The sequence below is a fragment of the Trichocoleus sp. FACHB-46 genome, assembly GCF_014695385.1.
In the GTDB taxonomy this organism is placed as follows: Bacteria; Cyanobacteriota; Cyanobacteriia; order FACHB-46; family FACHB-46; genus Trichocoleus.
The window spans coordinates 48,410-67,840 of record NZ_JACJOD010000025.1 but is presented as its reverse complement, the minus strand read 5'-3'; the positions used below and the strand labels follow the sequence as shown (position 1 = coordinate 67,840).

The 19,431-nt window shown below is 49.3% G+C and carries 18 protein-coding genes, 1 tRNA gene and 1 pseudogene; 10 read left to right on the top strand and 10 right to left on the bottom strand.

All coding sequences use genetic code 11. The features are described from left to right. The 3 genes and pseudogenes from H6F72_RS15265 to H6F72_RS15255 form a co-directional block, all read right to left on the bottom strand. A pseudogene (locus H6F72_RS15265) lies at positions 1 to 368 on the bottom strand (photosystem II q(b) protein); the annotation flags it as partial. 484 nt (positions 369 to 852) lie between these two features. Continuing rightward, complete coding sequence (locus H6F72_RS15260) at positions 853 to 2,343, bottom strand: MBOAT family protein (protein ID WP_190437169.1); 1,491 nt, start codon at positions 2,341 to 2,343, stop codon at positions 853 to 855. A gap of 77 nt (positions 2,344 to 2,420) precedes the next feature. Then, entirely contained in the window at positions 2,421 to 5,780 is a 3,360-nt protein-coding gene (locus H6F72_RS15255) for a DUF1574 domain-containing protein (RefSeq protein ID WP_190437167.1), read from the bottom strand. 367 nt (positions 5,781 to 6,147) lie between these two features. Here H6F72_RS15255 and H6F72_RS15250 point away from each other — a divergent pair, with 367 nt between their 5' ends. The 4 genes from H6F72_RS15250 (at position 6,148) to H6F72_RS15235 (ending at position 11,286) form a co-directional block, all read left to right on the top strand. Next, positions 6,148 to 6,369: a hypothetical protein gene (locus H6F72_RS15250; RefSeq protein ID WP_190437165.1), complete on the top strand. Its 222-nt coding sequence runs from the start codon at positions 6,148 to 6,150 to the stop codon at positions 6,367 to 6,369. Between the two features lie 306 nt (positions 6,370 to 6,675). Further along, positions 6,676 to 9,804 carry a phosphoenolpyruvate carboxylase gene (gene ppc / locus H6F72_RS15245; protein WP_190437164.1) on the top strand — a complete coding sequence of 1,043 codons (3,129 nt, stop codon included), beginning with the start codon at positions 6,676 to 6,678 and terminating at the stop codon, positions 9,802 to 9,804. 83 nt (positions 9,805 to 9,887) lie between these two features. After that, a complete protein-coding gene (locus tag H6F72_RS29715; RefSeq protein WP_199299109.1) occupies positions 9,888 to 10,568 on the top strand; it encodes a hypothetical protein in 681 nt (226 codons plus the stop codon). Positions 10,569 to 10,755: 187 nt separating this feature from the next. Continuing rightward, complete coding sequence (locus tag H6F72_RS15235; RefSeq protein WP_190437162.1) at positions 10,756 to 11,286, top strand: pentapeptide repeat-containing protein; 531 nt, start codon at positions 10,756 to 10,758, stop codon at positions 11,284 to 11,286. Here the strand turns inward: H6F72_RS15235 and H6F72_RS15230 are convergent. Then, positions 11,272 to 11,988, bottom strand: a complete 717-nt coding sequence (locus H6F72_RS15230) for a GDSL-type esterase/lipase family protein (RefSeq protein WP_190437159.1) — start codon at positions 11,986 to 11,988, stop codon at positions 11,272 to 11,274. The two genes, H6F72_RS15235 and H6F72_RS15230, sit on opposite strands and share 15 nt — an antisense overlap. A 160-nt stretch (positions 11,989 to 12,148) precedes the next feature. Here H6F72_RS15230 and H6F72_RS15225 point away from each other — a divergent pair, with 160 nt between their 5' ends. From H6F72_RS15225 to H6F72_RS15210, 4 genes are all read left to right on the top strand, one after another. Beyond that, a complete protein-coding gene (locus H6F72_RS15225) occupies positions 12,149 to 12,376 on the top strand; it encodes a DNA-directed RNA polymerase subunit omega (RefSeq protein WP_190437156.1) in 228 nt (75 codons plus the stop codon). Further along, positions 12,373 to 13,014, top strand: a complete 642-nt coding sequence (locus H6F72_RS15220; RefSeq protein ID WP_190437153.1) for a hypothetical protein — start codon at positions 12,373 to 12,375, stop codon at positions 13,012 to 13,014. Before H6F72_RS15225 ends, H6F72_RS15220 begins: the two co-directional genes overlap by 4 nt. 104 nt (positions 13,015 to 13,118) lie before the next feature. Continuing rightward, positions 13,119 to 13,484, top strand: coding sequence for a DUF1818 family protein (locus H6F72_RS15215; RefSeq protein ID WP_190437150.1), 366 nt, complete (start codon positions 13,119 to 13,121; stop codon positions 13,482 to 13,484). A 50-nt stretch (positions 13,485 to 13,534) separates the two neighbouring features. Beyond that, positions 13,535 to 13,608, top strand: a tRNA-Pro gene (locus H6F72_RS15210). Between the two features lie 266 nt (positions 13,609 to 13,874). On the opposite strand, the gene H6F72_RS31130 is transcribed toward H6F72_RS15210, so the two are convergent. After that, the gene (locus H6F72_RS31130; RefSeq protein WP_190437147.1) at positions 13,875 to 15,275 is read right to left on the bottom strand and encodes a pentapeptide repeat-containing protein; all 1,401 of its coding nucleotides are present in this window, start codon (positions 15,273 to 15,275) and stop codon (positions 13,875 to 13,877) included. A gap of 243 nt (positions 15,276 to 15,518) precedes the next feature. Here H6F72_RS31130 and H6F72_RS15200 point away from each other — a divergent pair, with 243 nt between their 5' ends. Then, positions 15,519 to 15,800, top strand: a complete 282-nt coding sequence (locus H6F72_RS15200) for a hypothetical protein (RefSeq protein WP_190437144.1) — start codon at positions 15,519 to 15,521, stop codon at positions 15,798 to 15,800. A gap of 56 nt (positions 15,801 to 15,856) precedes the next feature. Here H6F72_RS15200 and H6F72_RS15195 read toward each other — a convergent pair whose 3' ends face one another. After that, the gene (locus tag H6F72_RS15195) at positions 15,857 to 16,138 is read right to left on the bottom strand and encodes a hypothetical protein (protein ID WP_190437141.1); all 282 of its coding nucleotides are present in this window, start codon (positions 16,136 to 16,138) and stop codon (positions 15,857 to 15,859) included. Positions 16,139 to 16,531: 393 nt separating this feature from the next. On the opposite strand from H6F72_RS15195, the gene H6F72_RS15190 reads away from it, so the two are divergent. After that, entirely contained in the window at positions 16,532 to 16,945 is a 414-nt protein-coding gene (locus H6F72_RS15190; RefSeq protein ID WP_190437138.1) for a response regulator, read from the top strand. A 7-nt stretch (positions 16,946 to 16,952) separates the two neighbouring features. On the opposite strand, the gene H6F72_RS15185 is transcribed toward H6F72_RS15190, so the two are convergent. The 4 genes from H6F72_RS15185 to H6F72_RS15170 all read right to left on the bottom strand — a co-directional run bounded on the left by H6F72_RS15185 (position 16,953) and on the right by H6F72_RS15170 (position 19,372). Next, positions 16,953 to 17,150: a hypothetical protein gene (locus H6F72_RS15185; protein ID WP_190437134.1), complete on the bottom strand. Its 198-nt coding sequence runs from the start codon at positions 17,148 to 17,150 to the stop codon at positions 16,953 to 16,955. A 291-nt stretch (positions 17,151 to 17,441) separates the two neighbouring features. Next, the gene (locus H6F72_RS15180; RefSeq protein WP_190437130.1) at positions 17,442 to 17,981 is read right to left on the bottom strand and encodes a Dps family protein; all 540 of its coding nucleotides are present in this window, start codon (positions 17,979 to 17,981) and stop codon (positions 17,442 to 17,444) included. 129 nt (positions 17,982 to 18,110) lie between these two features. Next, positions 18,111 to 18,800, bottom strand: coding sequence for a helix-turn-helix transcriptional regulator (locus H6F72_RS15175; protein WP_190437129.1), 690 nt, complete (start codon positions 18,798 to 18,800; stop codon positions 18,111 to 18,113). A gap of 101 nt (positions 18,801 to 18,901) precedes the next feature. Continuing rightward, positions 18,902 to 19,372 (bottom strand): Dps family protein, encoded by a 471-nt coding sequence (locus tag H6F72_RS15170; RefSeq protein ID WP_370527508.1) that lies wholly within the window; start codon positions 19,370 to 19,372, stop codon positions 18,902 to 18,904. Positions 19,373 to 19,431: the final 59 nt, after the last annotated feature.

Here is a 19,431-nt window from a genome sequence, read left to right as displayed (position 1 = left end):
ACGCCAATGAGGAAGTGGAAAATCACCAACTGGTAAGGGCCACCGTTGTAGAGCCACTCATCGAGGGAAGCCGCTTCCCAGATGGGGTAGAAGTGGAGGCCGATCGCGTTGGAAGAGGGAACGACAGCACCAGAGATGATGTTGTTGCCGTAGATGAGGGAGCCAGCGACGGGCTCACGGATGCCATCGATGTCAACGGGAGGAGCCGCGATGAAAGCGATGATGAAGCAGATGGTGGCGGAGAGCAGGGTAGGGATCATCAGAACGCCGAACCAGCCTACATAGAGGCGGTTGTCGGTGCTGGTGACCCATCCGCAAAATCGCTCCCACAGGTTACCGCTTTCGCGTCTTTGTAGAGTAGTTGTCATAGTTGGATAAGTGCTGAATTAACTTGCTTGAATGTATTGTGATTAAGCAGTTAAGGGAGCCAAAACTTGACTGCCTAATATATAGGTTTAACCTAACTTCTTTCCTTAATGCCGTTAAATAATATTTATTATTTGAGAGCGCTCAGTCGGAGGGAAATGAACTTCTGTAAAGAGATTTTAGCCCCCCGGCTTGGGTTGTTTCTGTGCCAATAGTTTCAACATTTAATCAACCCTTCAGGGTGGCGATCGCTCTTTTTAGAGGCAATCATAAAAATATTCTGAAGCGGATACCTATAAGCTTTGGGTAACGAATGGGTAGGTTAACCCTAGCCTCAGAGCCAGAAGTTAGCGAAGATACGTTTAGAGATAAAAACAAATAAAAACCGCTAGCGACTTGTATAAATTAGCTAGCATTTAATAAATAGAAGCCCTGATCAAGTTGATCGGGGCTTCCTTGTTTTAATAGAACTCCCTAGAAGGTGCTCTAGAAATCAAAGTAGATGTAGGGCAGACTGCCTTGAGGCGCTAACATCCAGACCAGGAAAAAGAACAACGGCACCAGCAGAAGCTTCAGCGGCCAATTAATTTGTAACTTCAGACCGCGATTGAAGGCATAGGCAACGCCCATTAAAGCCACAATTAACCACAGCAGTAAGGCTATCTGCGGTCGCTCCATTTTTAACCCTTCCAGATAAATCTTTTGGGTAAATTGAGCATCTGCTGCATGACCCCAGAGATGTTGCACGACCCAAGTGGAGTCCTTCAGGTTAGGTAAGCGGAAGAAGATCCAGGCTATAAACACCATCAGTTGCGTGATTAGCCAAGCAATGACCGCCCCCGGAATACTAAGCCAAAAAGCTTTAAGGCTAGGGGTGCGATCGCTATAAACCTGGGTTAGCCGATGTACGACCAAAGCGAGGCCGTGGATAGCACCCCAGACCACGAAACCCCAAGCGGCTCCATGCCAAATTCCCGCAATCAGCATCACAATCATCAAGTTGAGGCAAGTGCGCTGTAACCCTTGCCGGGAGCCACCCAGTGGAAAATAAAGGTAGTTTCGCAGCCAATCGCCCAGCGTCATGTGCCACCGTCGCCAAAAGTCAGCAATGCTAGTGGAGAAGTAGGGGAAGTCAAAATTCTGCGGCAAGTTGAAGCCGAGCAACATGGCGCTGCCTCGGACAATATCCACGTAGCCGCTGAAGTCTAAATAAAGTTGCAGCCCATAGGCAAAGGTCGCTAACCACAAGTCGCCGCTACCCGCCCGCTGGATATTACCGAAGCAAAGATCCACAAAAGTGCCAATATTGTCGCTCAAAAGCCCTTTCTTCACTGCGCCACAAGCAATCAGCCAAACTCCTTCCACGATCTGATCGGGCTTAGGAAACTGCTGCGCCTTTAACTGGGTAGCAAATAGGTGAAACCGAGTAATTGGCCCAGAAATTAACTTGGGAAAAAACAGCTTATAAGCCGAGAACTTGAGAAATTGCTGGGTCGCAGGAGCGCCACGATAGACATCGACTAAATAGGCGATACATTCAAAAGTAAAAAAGCTCAGCCCTAACGGTACGACTAAGTTTTCGTCTAGCCAGCTAGCATTTTGCTGAGCGGCGGCCCAATTTAGGCCACCCCCCACACTAGAGAGCAAGAAGGGCACATACTTAAAGCCCACCAGCAATAAGACATTGGCGGCAATCCCGAACCACAACAGCTGAACTCGGCGACGATTCCAATCCTGTTGGGCAAACTGCCAATCTTCAATCCGCCAGTCTGGTGGCTCACCGATCGCCTGCCCAATGCGGAAATTAAGCCACAAACTCGCGAACAGCAGGGGAATATAAACCACCTGCAAGGAAGCATAGAACACCAGGCTGGCAATCAGCAGGGTCCATAATCGCCACCACGGTTCTCGCACCGACCAGTAAATGCCGAGAACGAGGATCAGAAAAAGTCCGTAAGTCAGCGAGAGAAACGTCATGGGTAGGAGCAGAACTAGCTGGGCCGAGAATAGACAGAATCATCTCGTGAGGGATTGCCATCCGAGATTGATCAAGCTCAGGGGGTGTTAGAGGCTGAAGTTTGCGATCGCGGCCAAGGAACCAGAGGGTCTTGAGCCAAACGGTTCGAGACTTCGTAGGCACCATAGCGATTTAGGTGGCTCGGGTCAGAAAAATAGTCATTTTCAGCCGGCCACAGTTGGCTCAAATCTCGAAAGACAAATCCGTTCTCAGTGGCGAGTCGGAGCATCTGCTGCCGAAACTGTTCTTCATGTTCCATCCGCACCGCATCCAAGTAATCTTTGGTCAGGGGTAAGTTCACAAAGACTAGAGGAATTTGCTTCGCTTGCGTAAACTGCACTAAAGACGCCAGCGCTTGGGTCTGTTTGCCTTTCAGCTCAAAAGAGTCATAGTCGCTATCATAGTCACCCGAAACTTTGGCGTATTTCTGATAGTAAGTAGCAGGATTAAACCGCAGAGACAGCGGCAAGAAGCCATCAAAGTCGATCGCGTAGAGGAGTGAATCTGTCTCAACTCCCTCGGCATTCGGTGACGCTGATTTTGCCCCAAACTGCCCTTGAGTCGCTAGCAATTGCTCTAAAGTTGGCTCCGGCTTTAATACACCCGCCCACTGTTGCTGCAACAACTGTTTCAACTGGTCGCGCTGAGCATAGGTCGCAGAAAAAGCGCCTAAGGATTCGTTCATCCATTGGTTCAACGCTTGATAACTAGCCGCTAAAGAAGTGCCTACCGTTTTGTTGGTATCGGCGGGAGTTCCCGCTGGAGTTGCAGTACTCAGGTTGCTCGTTGCGACTGTAGTTGCAGCGGACGATGCGGTACCACTGGGTGTATCAGGAACTGTACCCGCTAAAACTTGCCGATACCCCTCAGAAGCCGCGATCGCATTGTAGGTAATATCAACTCGACCACTGTTAAAGGCTCGGGCACCATCTGCCCACACAATCAACTTCGGCATCTGGGCAGGCGTGAGCACCTGGCGCAAAATCACGTCTACCACTTGAGCCGTGGCCCCGTTCACGCCAAAATTAAATACACTCAAGCCAGCATAGCCTTGAGCCGCCAAAGCTTTCTGTAAGGCAGCAGGATCAACGCCTCGCAAGGCTCTAGAACTCCCGATGATCAGGATATCGGGGGGGCCAGATTCCGCAAGACGCTGGTAGTAGAGCGCCAACTTTTCATCTAATTGCCGACTGTTGAAGGTTGGATAAGGCGATCGCGCTGCGGCCAAAATGGCAACCGAGGTGGCAGTCGCTTTCAGCGGTTCGGCAGGTAAAGGCTTTGCAGCAATTCCAGTCTCGTCTGCCAAGGATGCCGCTGGTGGAATCGACTCGGTAAAACCAGACGCATTAAAGGCTGTTTTATCCTCCCCCGGAGATTTCTTTAATGATGCTGGGGGTTTAGGCACAGCCAAGGGTGGACGGGATTTACTAGCAACAGATTTTGTGGCTGTAGATGCTTTCGTTGACGCAGTTTTGGGCCGAGCATCTACCGAAGCTACATTAGTTCTGACTTGGAGAATTTGACCCAAAACCCAGTCTGCTTGCAGGGTTAACAGCAGTCCTAAGGTGCCCCAAACGACAGCGACTGCTGCGCCTTTGTAGCCTGCTTGTTGCCCCAAAGGTTGGTCGCTAGGCAAGAACAACTGCGATCGCAGCAAAAGTTGTTGCAGCCTGTGAGTCACTCGCTGGGTCGTTTGGCTCAGGGCTGCTTGTAAAGCTTCGGACGTTAGTTCTGGGCGGAGACCAATTTCATTCGGTTGGGTCAATAACTCATTGACATAGGCATCAGAAGCGGCAAACTCTGGGGTTGCCTCTGGCACGAGGCGATCGCGAGTCGCAAAGTCAGCACCATAACTCCACAAGGGGCGCTTTTGACCCGCCCGACGACCATAAACTCGAATTCCCGACACATTCGGAATCTGGAGTTGCCGCACAAATTTAGCGACGGCTGGCCCCACCTGCTTTTGTTTGGGGCAAACGGGCGCATCGCTCATGATGTGCAACAAATCCTCTCGATCTAGGACTTGAATGCGTACCCCTCCAGTTGCTAAGCGCCAATCGAGGTTAGGGTTCAGCAGGCGACTCAGCAAGAACTGTAAGGCGGGGCGATCGCCTTGTTGCGCCAATCCCAGTGCTGACTCCGCCAAAGCGCCATGTTGAGCCGCAGGCAAGTTGAGCCAGTCTACCCAAGCAGGCGCTTCCTGACCCGCCACCTGACCGTAGAGAGTAGCAGCGTGAATCCCTTGTGGGGCTAGGGCTTCTAGTAACGTTGAAATGGTGGGGATAACCGTTGCTTGGCTCGGTGCTCCACTCGCTGGCGCTGCCGATGAATTAGGTGAAGAGGAAGGTTTGGCACTTTTGAGACTACAGAGTAAATGCAGCGTAGATTCTTTTAACTCGGCCACCACTTCAACTTGATCGGCAACCAGGGGACAATTCAGCAGGCGGGCGATCGCTTGCACATCCCCCCAACGCGCCCACTCCTTCAGCATTTCGTCAGGCGGAGTTAGGTCAACCTGCAATCGCCAATCTGGCCGCGGCTCGCCACTGACTTGGCTAAAAACTAAAGCATCGCGAAAACTATCCAGCTCCAAGCCTCGAAGCTTCTGCGCGATCGGCTCTGCCAGAGACGCTGGATCAGGGCTATATGGTGCTTCACAAATAATCCAAAGTCGCTGGTTGCGGTGCTGGCTGTCTGTAGCCGCATCAGGCGTACAGGGAATGGCCTTAGCTGTCACTTCAACGGCAACTCCCATTGCCCCCAAGGTTTCACTCAAATAGCGAGCGATCGCATCAGGGCGACCTTGCTTAGCTAAAGTACGATTGGGAACTAGGAGGGCTGTGCCCGCTGCCGAGGTGGACTGAGGAGGCGCGGAGGGGGCTGGAGCTTTGGGTTGAGTTGCTGTGGCTGGCGAGCCTGGAGGTCTATTAGATTTTTGAGTAGTTAGACCCGCCTTAACTGCCGTCGTAGTTGAGTCAGACGTAGTTGAATTGAAGCGGGAGCGGATAGGGGGTTGTCGTAAGGTAAAGCTAGAGAGGTCAGGAGGCGGGGGTTGTAGATGCTTAAGCTGTTCTAAATGCCGATCAAGCTGATTGAGGTAAATTGGCTCTGACCAACTGGGGCGATCGCTGCTAAAGCCACGACCATAGAGAAAAATCTGGTAAATCGGATGGGGGTCGGGGGGTAGCAAGGCCGCTAAATCTGCTTGTGAAAGTGCCTCCACCACGCGACTCATTACCACTACTGAGTCGGGAGCCTGGTGCCCTTCACATAAAACATGTACGAGATTGCCCCGAAACCTAACTTGAACCTGCACTCCTTGCAGATTAATCGCTCGGACAACCCACTGTGTTATGACGGCCTGACGACCTGAAGCCCGTTCATTTACATTCAACATCAAAGCCCCAACCCGTTGGATTGATTCACCTGAGCAAGCTCGCCCTTTACGAATAGCACACCCTGGCTTCGTTACACCCCTCAGACAGATGCGATCGCTCCCAGAAACGCTATACTGACGAAGACTATCTCATCCTGAGACGCTGTGCAAATACAGCTTAGTCTACGATTACCAAGCAATATTAAGCTCCCCAAATGACTGAGGATCGGTAGAAAGCTTTACAACTGGTTGTCTAGCCTGACTACAACAGGGTGAGCTTTGACGCAGCGTAGCACATGCTAGCTAAGACGAGTAAGAAGACTATTAAGCCGCCTCAACCTGACAATTTTCCAACTAAACGCTTGATTAGCAGTCTGTAGGCCTTGCTATGCCATCCACTTCAAAGCGACCTAACCCGGATCAATCCAAATCCAGCCCTTGGCTTAGTCTAGCTACCGTTCCTTTGCTTGCATTCTTGTTAAGCGGTAAAGCCTTAGCAGAGTGTGTGCAAGAGTTGGGGCAGATGAGTGAAGAACTATTTAGGGGCGATCGCCTACCTAATATAGACTTTCCGGTCACTCATACTTCTAACTCCGAAATTTCCGAGTAACTTTAAGTCACTCGAATTTGCTACTATTTTCTAGCTCTGAATCTAATTTGCCCCAGTTGTACTGCCTGAGGCTGGTCTCAATCATCACTTGAGACTAAATCTCAAATACTTCTGAACCGGGTCTTAGTTAATTTCTGACGTTGTTTTTGCGAACTGCCTCAGAAGTTACGAGGTGTAGATTCCAGAATTGACCTAACTAAGCGACGAATTGGGACAGAGTCAGGCTTTATTGACGCTAAAACCCCCCAAAATTAGAGCTTAACCCATAAAATTGTTGAGTATTTTCACTGGGCTGGAACAGACTCTATGAGTTCAACCTTCCATTCGTCAGATGATGCCTACAGCTCTGTAGCCATGTCAGCACCAGAGGCATCACAAACAATGGCTGTGAGCGCTACCTCAGAGCTGTTTCCGCATCAAAAAACGGCATTTCCCCTCCGCGAACGCTTAAAGGTCGTGGAAGACTTGTGGGAATCAGTGTTGCAGCAGGAATGCGGCCAAGAGTTGGTGGACTTGTTAAATCAACTGCGAGCCATGTGCTCACCAGAAGGACAAGCCGCCAATGCCTTAGAGCCAGAAGTCTTAAAAGTAATCGAAAAGCTCGACCTTAACGAAGCGATTCGAGCCGCTCGGGCTTTCGCGCTGTACTTTCAATTAATCAACATTGTTGAGCAGCACTACGAGCAGCGAGGACAGCAGCAACAGTATCGAGCCGCTTACGAAGGCGGTGGAGCGCAGAATGGCGATCGCTCCCAAGATTTAATCGCCTCCCTGATGGGCGAACCCCTCGATCAGCCTGCTGCCGAGCCACAACTAGATTTACAAGCCAATCTTTTAGAAAAGAGCTTGCAAGAAGCAAATCCACCTCGCCGGGAGATGGGGACATTTCACGGGCTATTTCCCAAGCTGCGAGAACTGAATGTGCCACCACAGCATATTCAAAGATTAATTGATCAGCTAGATGTGCGCCTTGTCTTCACCGCACACCCCACAGAGATTGTTCGCCATACCATTCGGGATAAACAGCGACGGATTGCCAAAATTCTGCGCCAGCTCGATCGGATTGAAGAAGCGGGTAATGCAGCCAACTTAGTGTCTTCTTGGGAACTAGAGGCGCTACGAGAACAACTCACTGAGGAAATTCGCCTCTGGTGGCGTACCGACGAGTTGCACCAGTTTAAGCCCACAGTTTTGGATGAAGTGGACTATACGTTGCACTACTTCCAAGAAGTGTTGTTTGATGTCATCCCTCAGCTCTATCAACGCTTCAAACGCGCCCTTGATACTTCATTCCCCCACCTGCGTCCACCCCAACACAGTTTTTGCAAGTTTGGCTCTTGGGTCGGATCAGACCGCGATGGCAACCCATCCGTTACACCTCAGATTACTTGGCAAACTGCTTGTTATCAGCGCAACCTAGTTTTGGAGAAGTACCTCCAGTCGGTGCGGCGGCTGACCAACTTACTCAGCCTCTCGCTGCATTGGTGCGATGTTTTACCCGACCTGCTGGAATCCCTAGAGCAGGACCAGATGCAACTGCCCGATGTCTATGACCGATTGGCGATCCGCTATCGGCAAGAACCCTATCGGCTCAAGCTGGCTTATGTACTTCAGCGCTTGGAAAATACTCAGGCCCGGAACTCCCGCTTGCAGACAGGGGATTACCTGCAAAACGAAATCTTAGAGAGCCAGCCTGCAAATACCTATCGCTCTGGAGCCGAGTTTTTAGCAGAACTGCAATTAATTCACCGCAACTTGACTGCGACTGGTCTGAGCTGCCGCGAGCTAGAGAATTTGATTTGTCAGGTGGAAATTTACGGCTTTAACTTAGCCCACCTGGATATCCGCCAAGAAAGCTCACGCCACTCGGATGTGTTTAATGAAGTCGCAGAATATTTGCAAATTCTGCCCAAGTCTTACAACGAGATGTCGGAAGCTCAGCGATCGCTTTGGCTCGCGACTGAGTTGCAGACTAGACGACCGCTGATTCCCGCCGAGTTGCCCTTCTCCGAAAAAACCTGCGAGATTATTGAAACCTTCCGCGTGGTGCGGAAATTGCAGCAGGAGTTTGGCCCGGAAATTTGTCAAACCTACGTCATTAGCATGAGTCACAACGTTAGTGACCTGCTGGCAGTATTGCTCTTGGCTAAAGAAGCAGGACTTTATGATCCAGCGACTGGTGTTGGCACCCTTCAAGTAGTTCCCTTGTTTGAAACCGTGGAAGACTTGAAGCAAGCTCCCTCGGTGATGTTGGATTTGTTTGAACTGCCTCTGTATCGGGCTTTTCTAGCAGGGGGCCACGTAGCAGCGGCTAACCCAGACGGGATGCACCCGATGCTGCAAGAAGTCATGCTGGGCTACTCCGACAGCAACAAAGACTCTGGCTTCCTCAGCAGCAACTGGGAAATTCATAAAGCTCAGCAAGCGTTGCAGCAGATCGCTGAAACTTACGGAATTCATTTGCGGATTTTCCACGGTCGGGGTGGTTCGGTCGGTCGGGGTGGTGGCCCTGCTTACGAGGCAATTCTGGCGCAGCCTGGTCGCAGCGTGAATGGTCGAATCAAGATTACCGAACAAGGAGAAGTCTTAGCTTCTAAGTATTCTTTGCCAGAACTGGCGCTCTTCAACTTGGAAACCGTCACTACTGCGGTGATTCAAACTAGCCTGCTCCGTAATGGGTTTGATGACATTGAACCCTGGAACGAGATTATGGAGGAACTGTCTCGGCGATCGCGGATTCACTATCGCGCCTTGATTTACGAGCAGGCTGACTTTGTTGACTTCTTCCACCAAGTCACTCCCATTGAAGAAATTAGTCAACTCCAAATCAGCTCTCGTCCGGCGCGACGGGGCGGCAAAAAAGATTTGGGCAGTTTGCGGGCCATTCCTTGGGTATTTAGCTGGACCCAAAGCCGTTTCCTAGTTCCATCTTGGTATGGCGTGGGTACTGCTTTAGAGCAGTTTTTACAAGAAGAGCCAGAAGAACATCTCAAGCTGTTGCGCTACTTCTACTACAAGTGGCCCTTCTTCAAGATGGTGATTTCTAAGGTGGAAATGACCTTGGCCAAAGTGGACCTACAAATTGCTCATCACTATGTAGGAGAGCTGTCAGAACCAGAGGACCGAGCCCGATTCGAAACTTTGTACGAACAGATCGCCAAGGAATACCACCTAACGCGAGATTTGGTCCTGACTATCACAGGTCATAAGCGCTTACTCGATGGCGATCCAGAGCTACAGCGATCGGTGCAGCTCCGCAACGGCACGATTGTTCCCCTTGGCTTCTTGCAAGTGTCCCTGCTCAAGCGTCTGCGTCAGCATCGTACTAGCTCCACCACGGCCATCATCCGCTCTCGCTATAGCAAAGGAGAACTGCTACGCGGTGCTCTACTAACTATCAACGGTATTGCTGCGGGCATGCGGAACACAGGCTGATCTAGGTTGAACTAGCAAGCTGGCTTAGAATAAAACCTAAGTCAGCTTAATTAGCCCATCCAGTAGTCTTGTAAGAGGCGCTGATGTCTCCTAGACGTACCCTAATTTGCACGTTTTCTGCTCTAACGTCCGGCATTTTTGGTGCGTGTATGGGAGGGCAGCTTAGTCTGGCTACACAGAACCGAACCTGTGAAACTCAATTTTGGGGACCTAAACTTGTTTGTCAAGCAGCAGGTGCTCCTGGAGCTGTGTGGCGGGGTAGTCTCACAGGCCTCTGGACTGGGGCAGTTTTGGGAGCTTTTGTGGCTGGGCTAGCAACCCGCAAAGTACCAGCAAGTCCAACGCTAATCATTCATCCCTCCAATCAGCCCGTCCAGAGTGCCACAGAGGGAGCATCAGTTGTGCCCGCTATTACTTCTGAACCCGCTACATTAGCAACACCTGTTGCTCTCACCTCATTACAAGCAGAAGTTTTGTACTGTCTCTTGGCGCTTCTCACCACCAAGCAAATCAGTTCTGAAACCGTTGAGGCAGAGTCGAATACTGCGATCGCATCACCCAACCTAGTAGAGCTGAAAACTTGGGCGGAAGACATAGCGAGATCGCAACCGGATACCTATGATGTAACCCAGCTTCCGAGCCTTCAGTCAGCCACCGTGGATGAAGCTCGGCACTTGTTAGTCGAAGCTGGCTTTTCAGTTCAAGCAGTAGACCAAGCTTGGCAACTCCTACAAGCCTCAGGCCAGATGCCTCCTCAGGCGTGAAACATAAAATCAGTTTGCCCGCTTCATGTTTGCCAGCTTTATAGCTGTTGCTCTAAAACCAGTGCCCTACAGCCAGCACCCTAAAACTAGTCAAACTTCCTGTCTAGCGATCTAGGTCATTCTCTCGAAGGGGTAGACAGTCAAGGCAGGGGTTTAAGATGCTATTGAGAAACCTGATGAAGTACCGATGCAATTCTTCCTTGTGAAAGCGATTCAACCTATTTTGCAGCGTTGTCTAGGCATCATTCTGCTGCTGTGCTTGGCATGGCTATGGATCATCCTGTGGGCGACTCCCGCTTGGGCTCAGGTTGATACCGTCAACTACAACAACGCCAACTTAAACAACCAAGACTTTTCCCATGCCAACTTAGTTGGCAGAACTTTTGTCGCTGCGGAAATGCGAGAGATTAATTTTCAGGGAGCCGATTTAACTAACGCCATCATGACAAAAGGCGTGCTGCTCAATGCCAACTTAAGTGGCGTTAACTTCACTGGAGCCTTGGTCGATCGCGTCTTTTTGCAAGGAGCGGATCTTTCCAATGCGATTTTCCAAGAAGCAACTATGACCCGTACCAGTTTTGAAGGTGCGACTATCACTGGGGCAGATTTCACCGATGCCATTCTCGATCGCTACGAGATTGCCCAGCTCTGCAAACGAGCTGAAGGAGTCAACCCAGTCACGGGAGTAGCGACGCGCGATAGCCTAGGCTGTCGCTAGCGGTTGCCCTGCCCACTGAGCCATTGCGGGCCAATTCAACACATCCTCTAGCAGCGATTGATATCCCGCTACATTGGGGTGAAGGCCATCCTCGCACAGGCGCGATCGCCACCAGTCTTCACCCCGATCTAGCCAATGCTGAAAAACGTCCAGATAGTGGATTTGGCGCTCTGCACAGGCCAATCGAGTCACTTCTTTGTAGCGCACTTGCTCGCTCTGGCTGTAATAGAAGCAGTCTAGGAATGGCATCTTGGCTTCATCGATTGGCACCATGCCAACAAATAAAACTGGGCACAACTGCTTTGCTTGGTCTAGCAAATTGCTAATCTCAGTTTGGAATAGCTCAAAATCGGTAAAGTTACGTCCCGTAGGTCGCCCCAAGCGGGCAGAATCGTTTACTCCGACAGAGAGAATAATTAAATCTGGAACGCGGTTTCGTAGCTCCCCGCGATGGCGAAACTCACCGTCTAACCGTTGGGTTATTTGCTGGACTCCATCGCCCCGCACACCAAGGTTATAAAGTACATGACCTGGGCTATCCGGGAGCATCCAACTGCGGCGTAGGCGTTCTACCCAACCACCCCCAGCTGGATCGCCAAATCCGTACACAATGCTGTCACCCAGGGCGACAATCTTCTGAGGGTGATGCTTAAAGACAAGCCCACGTTGTTGCTGAGAAATAGGAGATTCAAGGGTTCGCATGCGATCGCCTGAACGCTGAATCGGACTTTATCATTCAAACAAAAACTTTGCAAATCTTGATGCATCTATAGAAGCAGACATAAACGCAACTTTTAAGGATCAAACAGCGTCTGGGAGACTCCTGATAGACTAGAGATTGCTCTCCCAACTTAAGAATTCTATGCACAAGCGTTCTGTATTCGATACCACCCAAATCATGCGACGGGCTGAAGATTTGATTGGGGCCGCTTCTAATCGTTATCGGATCACTGTGCAAGTTGCCAATCGGGCGAAGCGTCGTCGGTTTGAAGATTTTGACAGCATTGATGACCCCAAGATGAAACCCGTGTTACGGGCGATCATGGAAATGTCGGATGAGCTAACTCAACCAGAAATTATTGGCGAGTGAAAAGACGAAATCGAGTTCTAAAGTTTATTGCCACTGTTCTAAGTGTCGCGGGCTTAACTGCGATCGCAGCGGTAATGAGTTTGGGCAACCATAGCTTGCTCAATCCAGCCCCTGCTTTCTCTCAAAGCCCTGGTTTCTCCCAAAGCGTTGTCAGAGTTGATGATGCTTGGCAGCAAGTCTATAAGCAGATTCCTAACTTGCCCCGTGAAAACCAGTACACCAGCACAGAAACAGGTAAGGTAGACCCCAACAACACGTTGGTTCGACGCTTAATTCGCTATCACATTTATGTGAAGGGGAGACCCCCAGGATACCGCTTGGACTGGAAACTAACCTTGGCTGATTACTTGGGTGCCAACAGCCTGATGCAGGAATCTCAGTATCCAGGGTACGACACCTTAAAGACTAACCCCCTAGAAGGCGATCGCATAGCTATTGGTCGTTTAAATCGAGTCCAACGGAATGCGTTAGCTCAAGCTTTGACTAATGTGTTTAGTCCTCGGGCTAGTCAAGCGGCTCAACCCAACCCGAACCCAGCGAGTAATGTTCCATCAGGCTCAACTCGGCCTCAAGGGACTCCGACTTCACCAAGGCTCCCTCAACCAAAGCCAGGAGATGCGCGGTTGCTCTTGCCTTAGCAGTTAATGCAATTTAATTTAAGCGGGTAGTTGAGTGGATGTACGTCTGCTGAACTACCTTTACTTTTTAGGCTTAGTTTCTGGGCAAATACCACAGCATTTAAATGGAACGATTAGTCAAAAGTGGACCCGGTTGGCGACTGGGCTGGGACCCTAATGCCAAAGAATTTCAAGGGCTAGTCGGTGGGACAGACTGGGCCATTGAGTTAACCGAAGCGGAATTAAACGATCTCTGCCGCCTGACGGAGCAGCTTGCTGGCACCATGCAGCACATGGCTACAGAATTAATGGATGAAGAAAAGATTAGCTGTGAAGCGGAAAGCGATCTCTTGTGGCTAGAAGCCGAAGGTTATCCCCATACCTACAGCTTGCGTTTCATTTTACAAACTGGACGCCGGGGAGAAGGCAGTTGGCCTGATTCGGCAGTGCCCGCTCTGCTACAAGCTATTCGAGTCCTGAAAGTTTTCTGATTTTTTGTACTGAATTAATTGGGAAGTTATGGTATAGTCGTAAAGCACGACGGGGCGTAGCGCAGCTTGGTAGCGCACTACTTTGGGGTAGTAGGGGTCGTGGGTTCGAATCCCGCCGCTCCGATTGCATAAGGCCTGCTCATTAAATTGAGCGGGCTTTGTTGTTTTAAAAATTTTTTGGTAAAATCTGATTCTTCACACAGCTGGTCAAACTTCTAAGCAGAACGAGCTTCTAGATTTAAAGACTTAGGGTCGAGTTAGCAGAAAAAGCAGAGGGCGATCGCATTGTTAATTTGACAAGGAATATTGTCTCTAATGTTCTTCTGATCGCGGTTGTAGGCTATCTCTGCTTGAGTCAGTTTTTTCTCTTCCTATAATGACTAGGGATCTTCATCTAGGGGATTTATCCTTTCCTGCCTGCGTAGATTGAGGTTGCTTGAGGAGATAGTACGGAAGAACGGCTCCTTTATAAGACTTAGCTTGTTGAAGTTGAGACCAAGCTAATCTTTTAGCTGGTCTATCAAACCTGTATCTATCAGGTATCAAGCCTTTAACCCCTATTCCCCTTTGCAAGCCTGGCCATGCAAATCGCACCTGTTCCAGGTTCGCTTCTACAAAGGATACTCCTCGTAAGTTTGCTCCCATAAGGAACGCACTTTGTAGATTCGCTTCTCTAAGGTCAGCTTCTTGTAAGTTCGTCCCTATGAGATCCGCGTTTTGTAAGTTCGCCTGTATTAGGTTTATCTCCGCCAGGTTCGCAAACCAAAGTCGTGCGTCTTGCAAGTTAGCTCCTTCAAGCTCTGCCTGCTTCAGATTTGCCCCCGTTAGATGCGCGCTGATAAGGCACGCTTGCACCAGGCATGCTTGGTATAGGTTTGACCTCAAAAGAGTTACCCCTTGTAGGTCTGCCCCTTGTAGCTTTGCCTGTCTCAGATTGGCTTCACAAAGCTTTGCCCATTGCAAGTTAGCACTGCAAAACTTCGCTTCTTGCAGATTCGCTCCGGTAAGTTCCACTTGTTGTAGATTAGCGTCTGAAAGCTCTGCTTGCTGGAAGTTGATTCCCGCAAGTTCTGCCTGTTGGAGACTAGAGCCTGAAAGGTCTGCTGAGCTCAGTTGAGCGGTAGGAGGAAGGTGTAAACGTCGCAAGTCTACTGCTCGCAAATTGAGGCGATGGGGTTCAAGCTTGTGCCCATAGGTATGCTTCCGTCGAGCAAGTAAGGTCATCACAGCCTGAATGTCAAGGGGCAGCGGTGGAATATTTGGTTGGCTTGCAAAGTTATCACCCTCAACTTTTTGAAGCGCTACTTGAATAAACGAGGTCGGCTTCTTTTCAGTTTTAGGTGGGTAGGGTGACTTTTCTCGTACGTAAGCAGTAAGAGTTTCCATTACTTGCCAGTAGTACTTTTCCTCCGCATCCTTGGCAATTTGCTCCAACGCATAAATGCCGCCAAGCCGAACGTGGATATTATCACTTCCCAGTTGCTCAATGGATTTGCTGAAGCGCTCCGCTACTTGTTTTTCTTGCGTAGCCTGATAGTTGAGCCAGGCAATAAAAGCAGTTGCAGCAGCGAAAATACCAACAACTCCTTGGATCAACCAACTTCGGGTAGCGTTCTCAGCATCAATTCGTGATTTTTCTAGAGCAGCAATTTTTTCAGGGTCGACAGGTTTGGATCGAGGCATCGAAGCTTTTGACGTTGGTGATCGCAGCGCATCAATCTGTTGTTGTAGAGGTTCTACCTGCCACTGTGGAACTTTCCAGAGTGCCCAAGGCATAAGAATAATAACCACACTTCCTATCGTCAACAAAATGAACTTTTGGGAGGGTAGAGATTTGGACATCCAATTAAAGCTGCCTTGAGTCCATGCATTTTCTCTAGATACAAATGTATCGATGTTGTTTTCGGCTGATCCTAAAATTAGAAGTACCACAGGCGTAAGGCGGAACAGCGATCGCATCAGCATGACAACGCGATCGCTTGTGGGGCATCCTGAATGGGTATTTGGCAGAACTTCTCGTCTTAAGCTTTTTGTATGTCTTTGACTTTCGTCTTTTATTCGGTGTTGGGTATATTCCTATTTGCCTTAGCCTTCTTTGTCATTTTTTGGCCAGTATTACTACTGCTCAAGCATCTGGGAAAAGGCATTAACACCCGATACTTCATTACAGCACTCCTTACTCTCACCATTTCCGGAGTAGGGGTAGCCGCAGCCGATCTCCGATTTCTGGTGCCTATAGTGATCGGGATTCCTGTTTTAGCACTGATGTGGTGGGGCGATCACAGAGCTGAAGCGAGGCAGCGATCGCGTCCGTAAACGTAAAACGTAATAGGAGAGCGATTTGTACGGGTTCAATTTGTGAACGCCCGGTTTTATGGTCGATTGTTTCCACGCAATCTCGCTTTGACTTCACGAACAGCAACCGCTGCAAGTACACCTACCATAGCCACTATAGAGCCAGCAAAAAGTTGGGCGATCGGCCACATGGATGCTCCACCTCCTTGGTAGGGGACGAAATACTCGTTGTAGAGTAGCCACGCCAGCAGCCCAAACCAAGGAATTGCACCTCCCAGAATAACGGAACGGTTCCCCTGGAAGATCCAGCCACAAATGCCTCCAGTGAGGGCAGCTAAAGAGATCAGCATTAACCACATGAATGAAATATACCCTCAAGATTGCATCAAGCCGTTTGGCTATATTTTCAATGGTGCTCTACGAAAAGAGCGTTTTAGCAAGCAGACATCCTGAAGCCTGGTATTGGAAAGCCCCTATTCAGCGACTAGAGCGTGACAGACGGTAAGGAAAGCGCAGGGATGAAGCGAGGCAGCGATCGCGCCAGTAAATGTAATAGAGGAGCGATACCTACTTTAGGAAAAAACCATACTGCCTAACTGATTAAACCGTGAAGGTATAAAATTTGCTCAAAGAGCGCAGTTTTTACGCGATTTTGCTAACTATAGTTCGGCCAGTTCAGTGAGTACAACGGAAAAAATTGAACGCACAATATAGGAAGTTCGAAGCTTTACAGGAACTTGATAGAGATAGCGATGACAATCACTGAACTTCACAATTCAACCACTGTTAAAGAGCGAATCTTGATTGTTGAAGACAATGAGCTGCATCGCTTAATTACTCACGACTGTTTAGAAGCTGAAGGTTACACGGTTCTGAGCCTACCGGATGGCCTCAACTTCTTTTCAGCCTTGGCTGAGTTCCAACCTGGGCTACTGCTCCTCGACCTGAAGCTACCTTGCATTGATGGATTGACTTTGCTTCAGCAATTAAAATCGTCTGCCTGGTCTGCTGTTCCCGTCATCGTTGCCTCTGCCTACGCCTTCCAGAGCGAGAAGCAAAAAGCGATCGATTTGGGAGCATGTGCGTATCTCACAAAACCGATCGCTCTAGAGAATTTGGTGAAAACAATTGAAGTTGAACTGAAGACCGCTTACTCAATCATTTAACTAGCGGTTACGGCTCTTGTTGATCAATAAAATCTTCTACAATCTCATTGATTTTTGAGTAGTTTACTGGGATTTTATCTGCTAGCTCGCTGAATTTAGTTGCCAATTCGCTGAATTTTTTAGACAGACTTACTAGCGTTTGCAGATCATTTCCAAGGCCATTTTGAGCTGCTAGATAAGCCTCTCTGAATTCTTCCGGTGTCATATGGGTCAGATCTCTTCAAGTAAGAAAAAGTTTGCGCTTAACAACTCAATTCTCTCTTTGCAGACCCCAAAACTCCCCTAGCCAAATGACTCAACCTGTATCAGCGATTGCGCCTAACCACAGGAAATTAGCTAATTACTCTGACAAAAGACTCTACGGAAATTCTTACTAAAAACTTTTGGCTTTTTAGTAGCGATCGCCTAATCACAGTCAATTAATCTTCATAAGCAAAAGAGGCAAAGCCTAAGCTTCACCTCTCTTACCTTAAGACTTATAAGCTACAAAACTAATTTAGTTCGCAGCTACAGTCAGCTTGGGTTCTGCACTAGTCTGACCATCGGGCTGGATTGACTGCCCTTCAATAAAGGAGCGCAACATCCAAGCCATTTCTTCGTGTTGTTCCATCAAACCTGTGAGGAAGTCGGCAGTTCCTTCATCATGGAAGCTTTCGGAGCACTGGTCTACATGGTCACGCAGATTACGAATTACCTGCTCGTGGTCACCGACCAAGTTAGAAACCATTTGCTCAGCTGTAGGAACGTCACCCCCATGCTCTTCAATAGATGCGTTTTCCAAGAAGCCTTGAGCAGTTCCAACCGGGTAGCCGCCCAACATCCGGACGCGCTCAGCCAGTGAATCAATGTTTTCGGTCAGAGCTTGGTAGTGCTCTTCCCACATTTGGTGTAGAGAGCGGAATTGAGGACCAACTACATCCCAGTGGTATTTCTTAGTTTTGATCAGAAGCAAATAAGCGTTAGACAGATCACGATTCAACAATCCAATCACGCCTTGACGCTGTTCTTCGGTCAAACCAATATTTAACTTACGCATTTTTATTTTTCTCCACGCTTCAGCTCTCTTTCTACTGCAACAAATCCACACAATTGCAGCATCAGTCAAATGAGAGATTGTTGAACTGGCGTAGGTTCTGAATCTTGGAGGATGCTAAAACGAAGGTGTTTAGGGCTTATCTGCAACCACAGGACTCACCTTAGCGCGATAAAGCAGCTTCCCCTCTTGACGATAACCTGTGTAGCGGACTCGGACGCGATCGCCAGGTTGAGCAATTCCTTCCATCAATTGATGCTGAGTTGGGTCGTAGGGCAGTTCCATTCCCACTTCAGCGATCGCCTCGATTCCCCACTGCTGTAATAAAGTTTCAATCGGTCGCAGTAATGGTAGCAGTCTGACCGCTGGTGCTTGAGGGTTTTGTTGAGCTGCATAAGCCGCTGTCGGCCATTGCAGAAGCCAAGATTCGATCGCCTGCAAAACAGATTGTTGAAACTCTTGCCAAAGCGCCTCTCGTTGTTGAGCCAATTGCGCTTGCGATCGCTCATATTCCAACTTTACGGCTACCAGTTCAGCCTCCAAACCCGTTTCACTGACTGTCGGCAAAACAGGGCGTACCTCTGGCTCTAGGGCAACCTGCGAAAAAGTGCTAATCAGCTCAGGCAAGGAGATTTTTAGAGCTTGGCTGAGCTTAATCAAGGCTTCGGCCCGCATCTGAGTAGCTCGTCCTTGCCGCAGTTGCCGCACCTGCCACTCTGACACGTCGGCTTTTTGAGCTAGGGCTTTAAAGCTGGAAACACCCATCGGTTGCATAAGCGATCGCAACTGATGGGTGTAGTCTGGAGAGTTCGCTGGGATCATCCTACTTACACTTCAACGGGTAGCTCTGAAGTAATACCATCTCATTTTCTACCCATTCGTGAGTCTGAAGTTGATGACGTCCCAAGTAATGATTCGAGATCTTACTGATCGAGTAGGCTTCTCAACATCCAAGCTGTTTTTTCATGAATTTGCATCCGCTGCGTTAGCAGGTCAGCCGTTGGTTCATCATTAACCCGCTCCGTAGCTGGAAAAACAGAGCGAGCAGTGCGAACCACAGCTTCCTGACCCTCTACCAAGAGACGAATCATTTCGTCGGCGGTGGGGACACCCGGAGTTTCGTCGATCGAGCTAATTCGGGCAAAATCGCTGTAGGTGCCAGGAGCAGGAAATCCGAGGGCACGAATTCGCTCAGCAATTAGATCCACAGCCAAAGCTAATTCGGTGTACTGAGTCTCAAACATGAGGTGAAGCGTCTGGAACATAGGACCCGTCACGTTCCAGTGGAAGTTATGAGTCTTGAGGTAAAGCGTGTAAGTATCTGCCAGCAGACGGGAAAGTCCGTCCACAATCTCCTTGCGATCGGCTTCACTAATACCGATATTGATGGCGATACCTTTAGATTGGGCTTGCATAATATCTCCGTAGGTAACTCAAGGATTTTGTTAGCTAA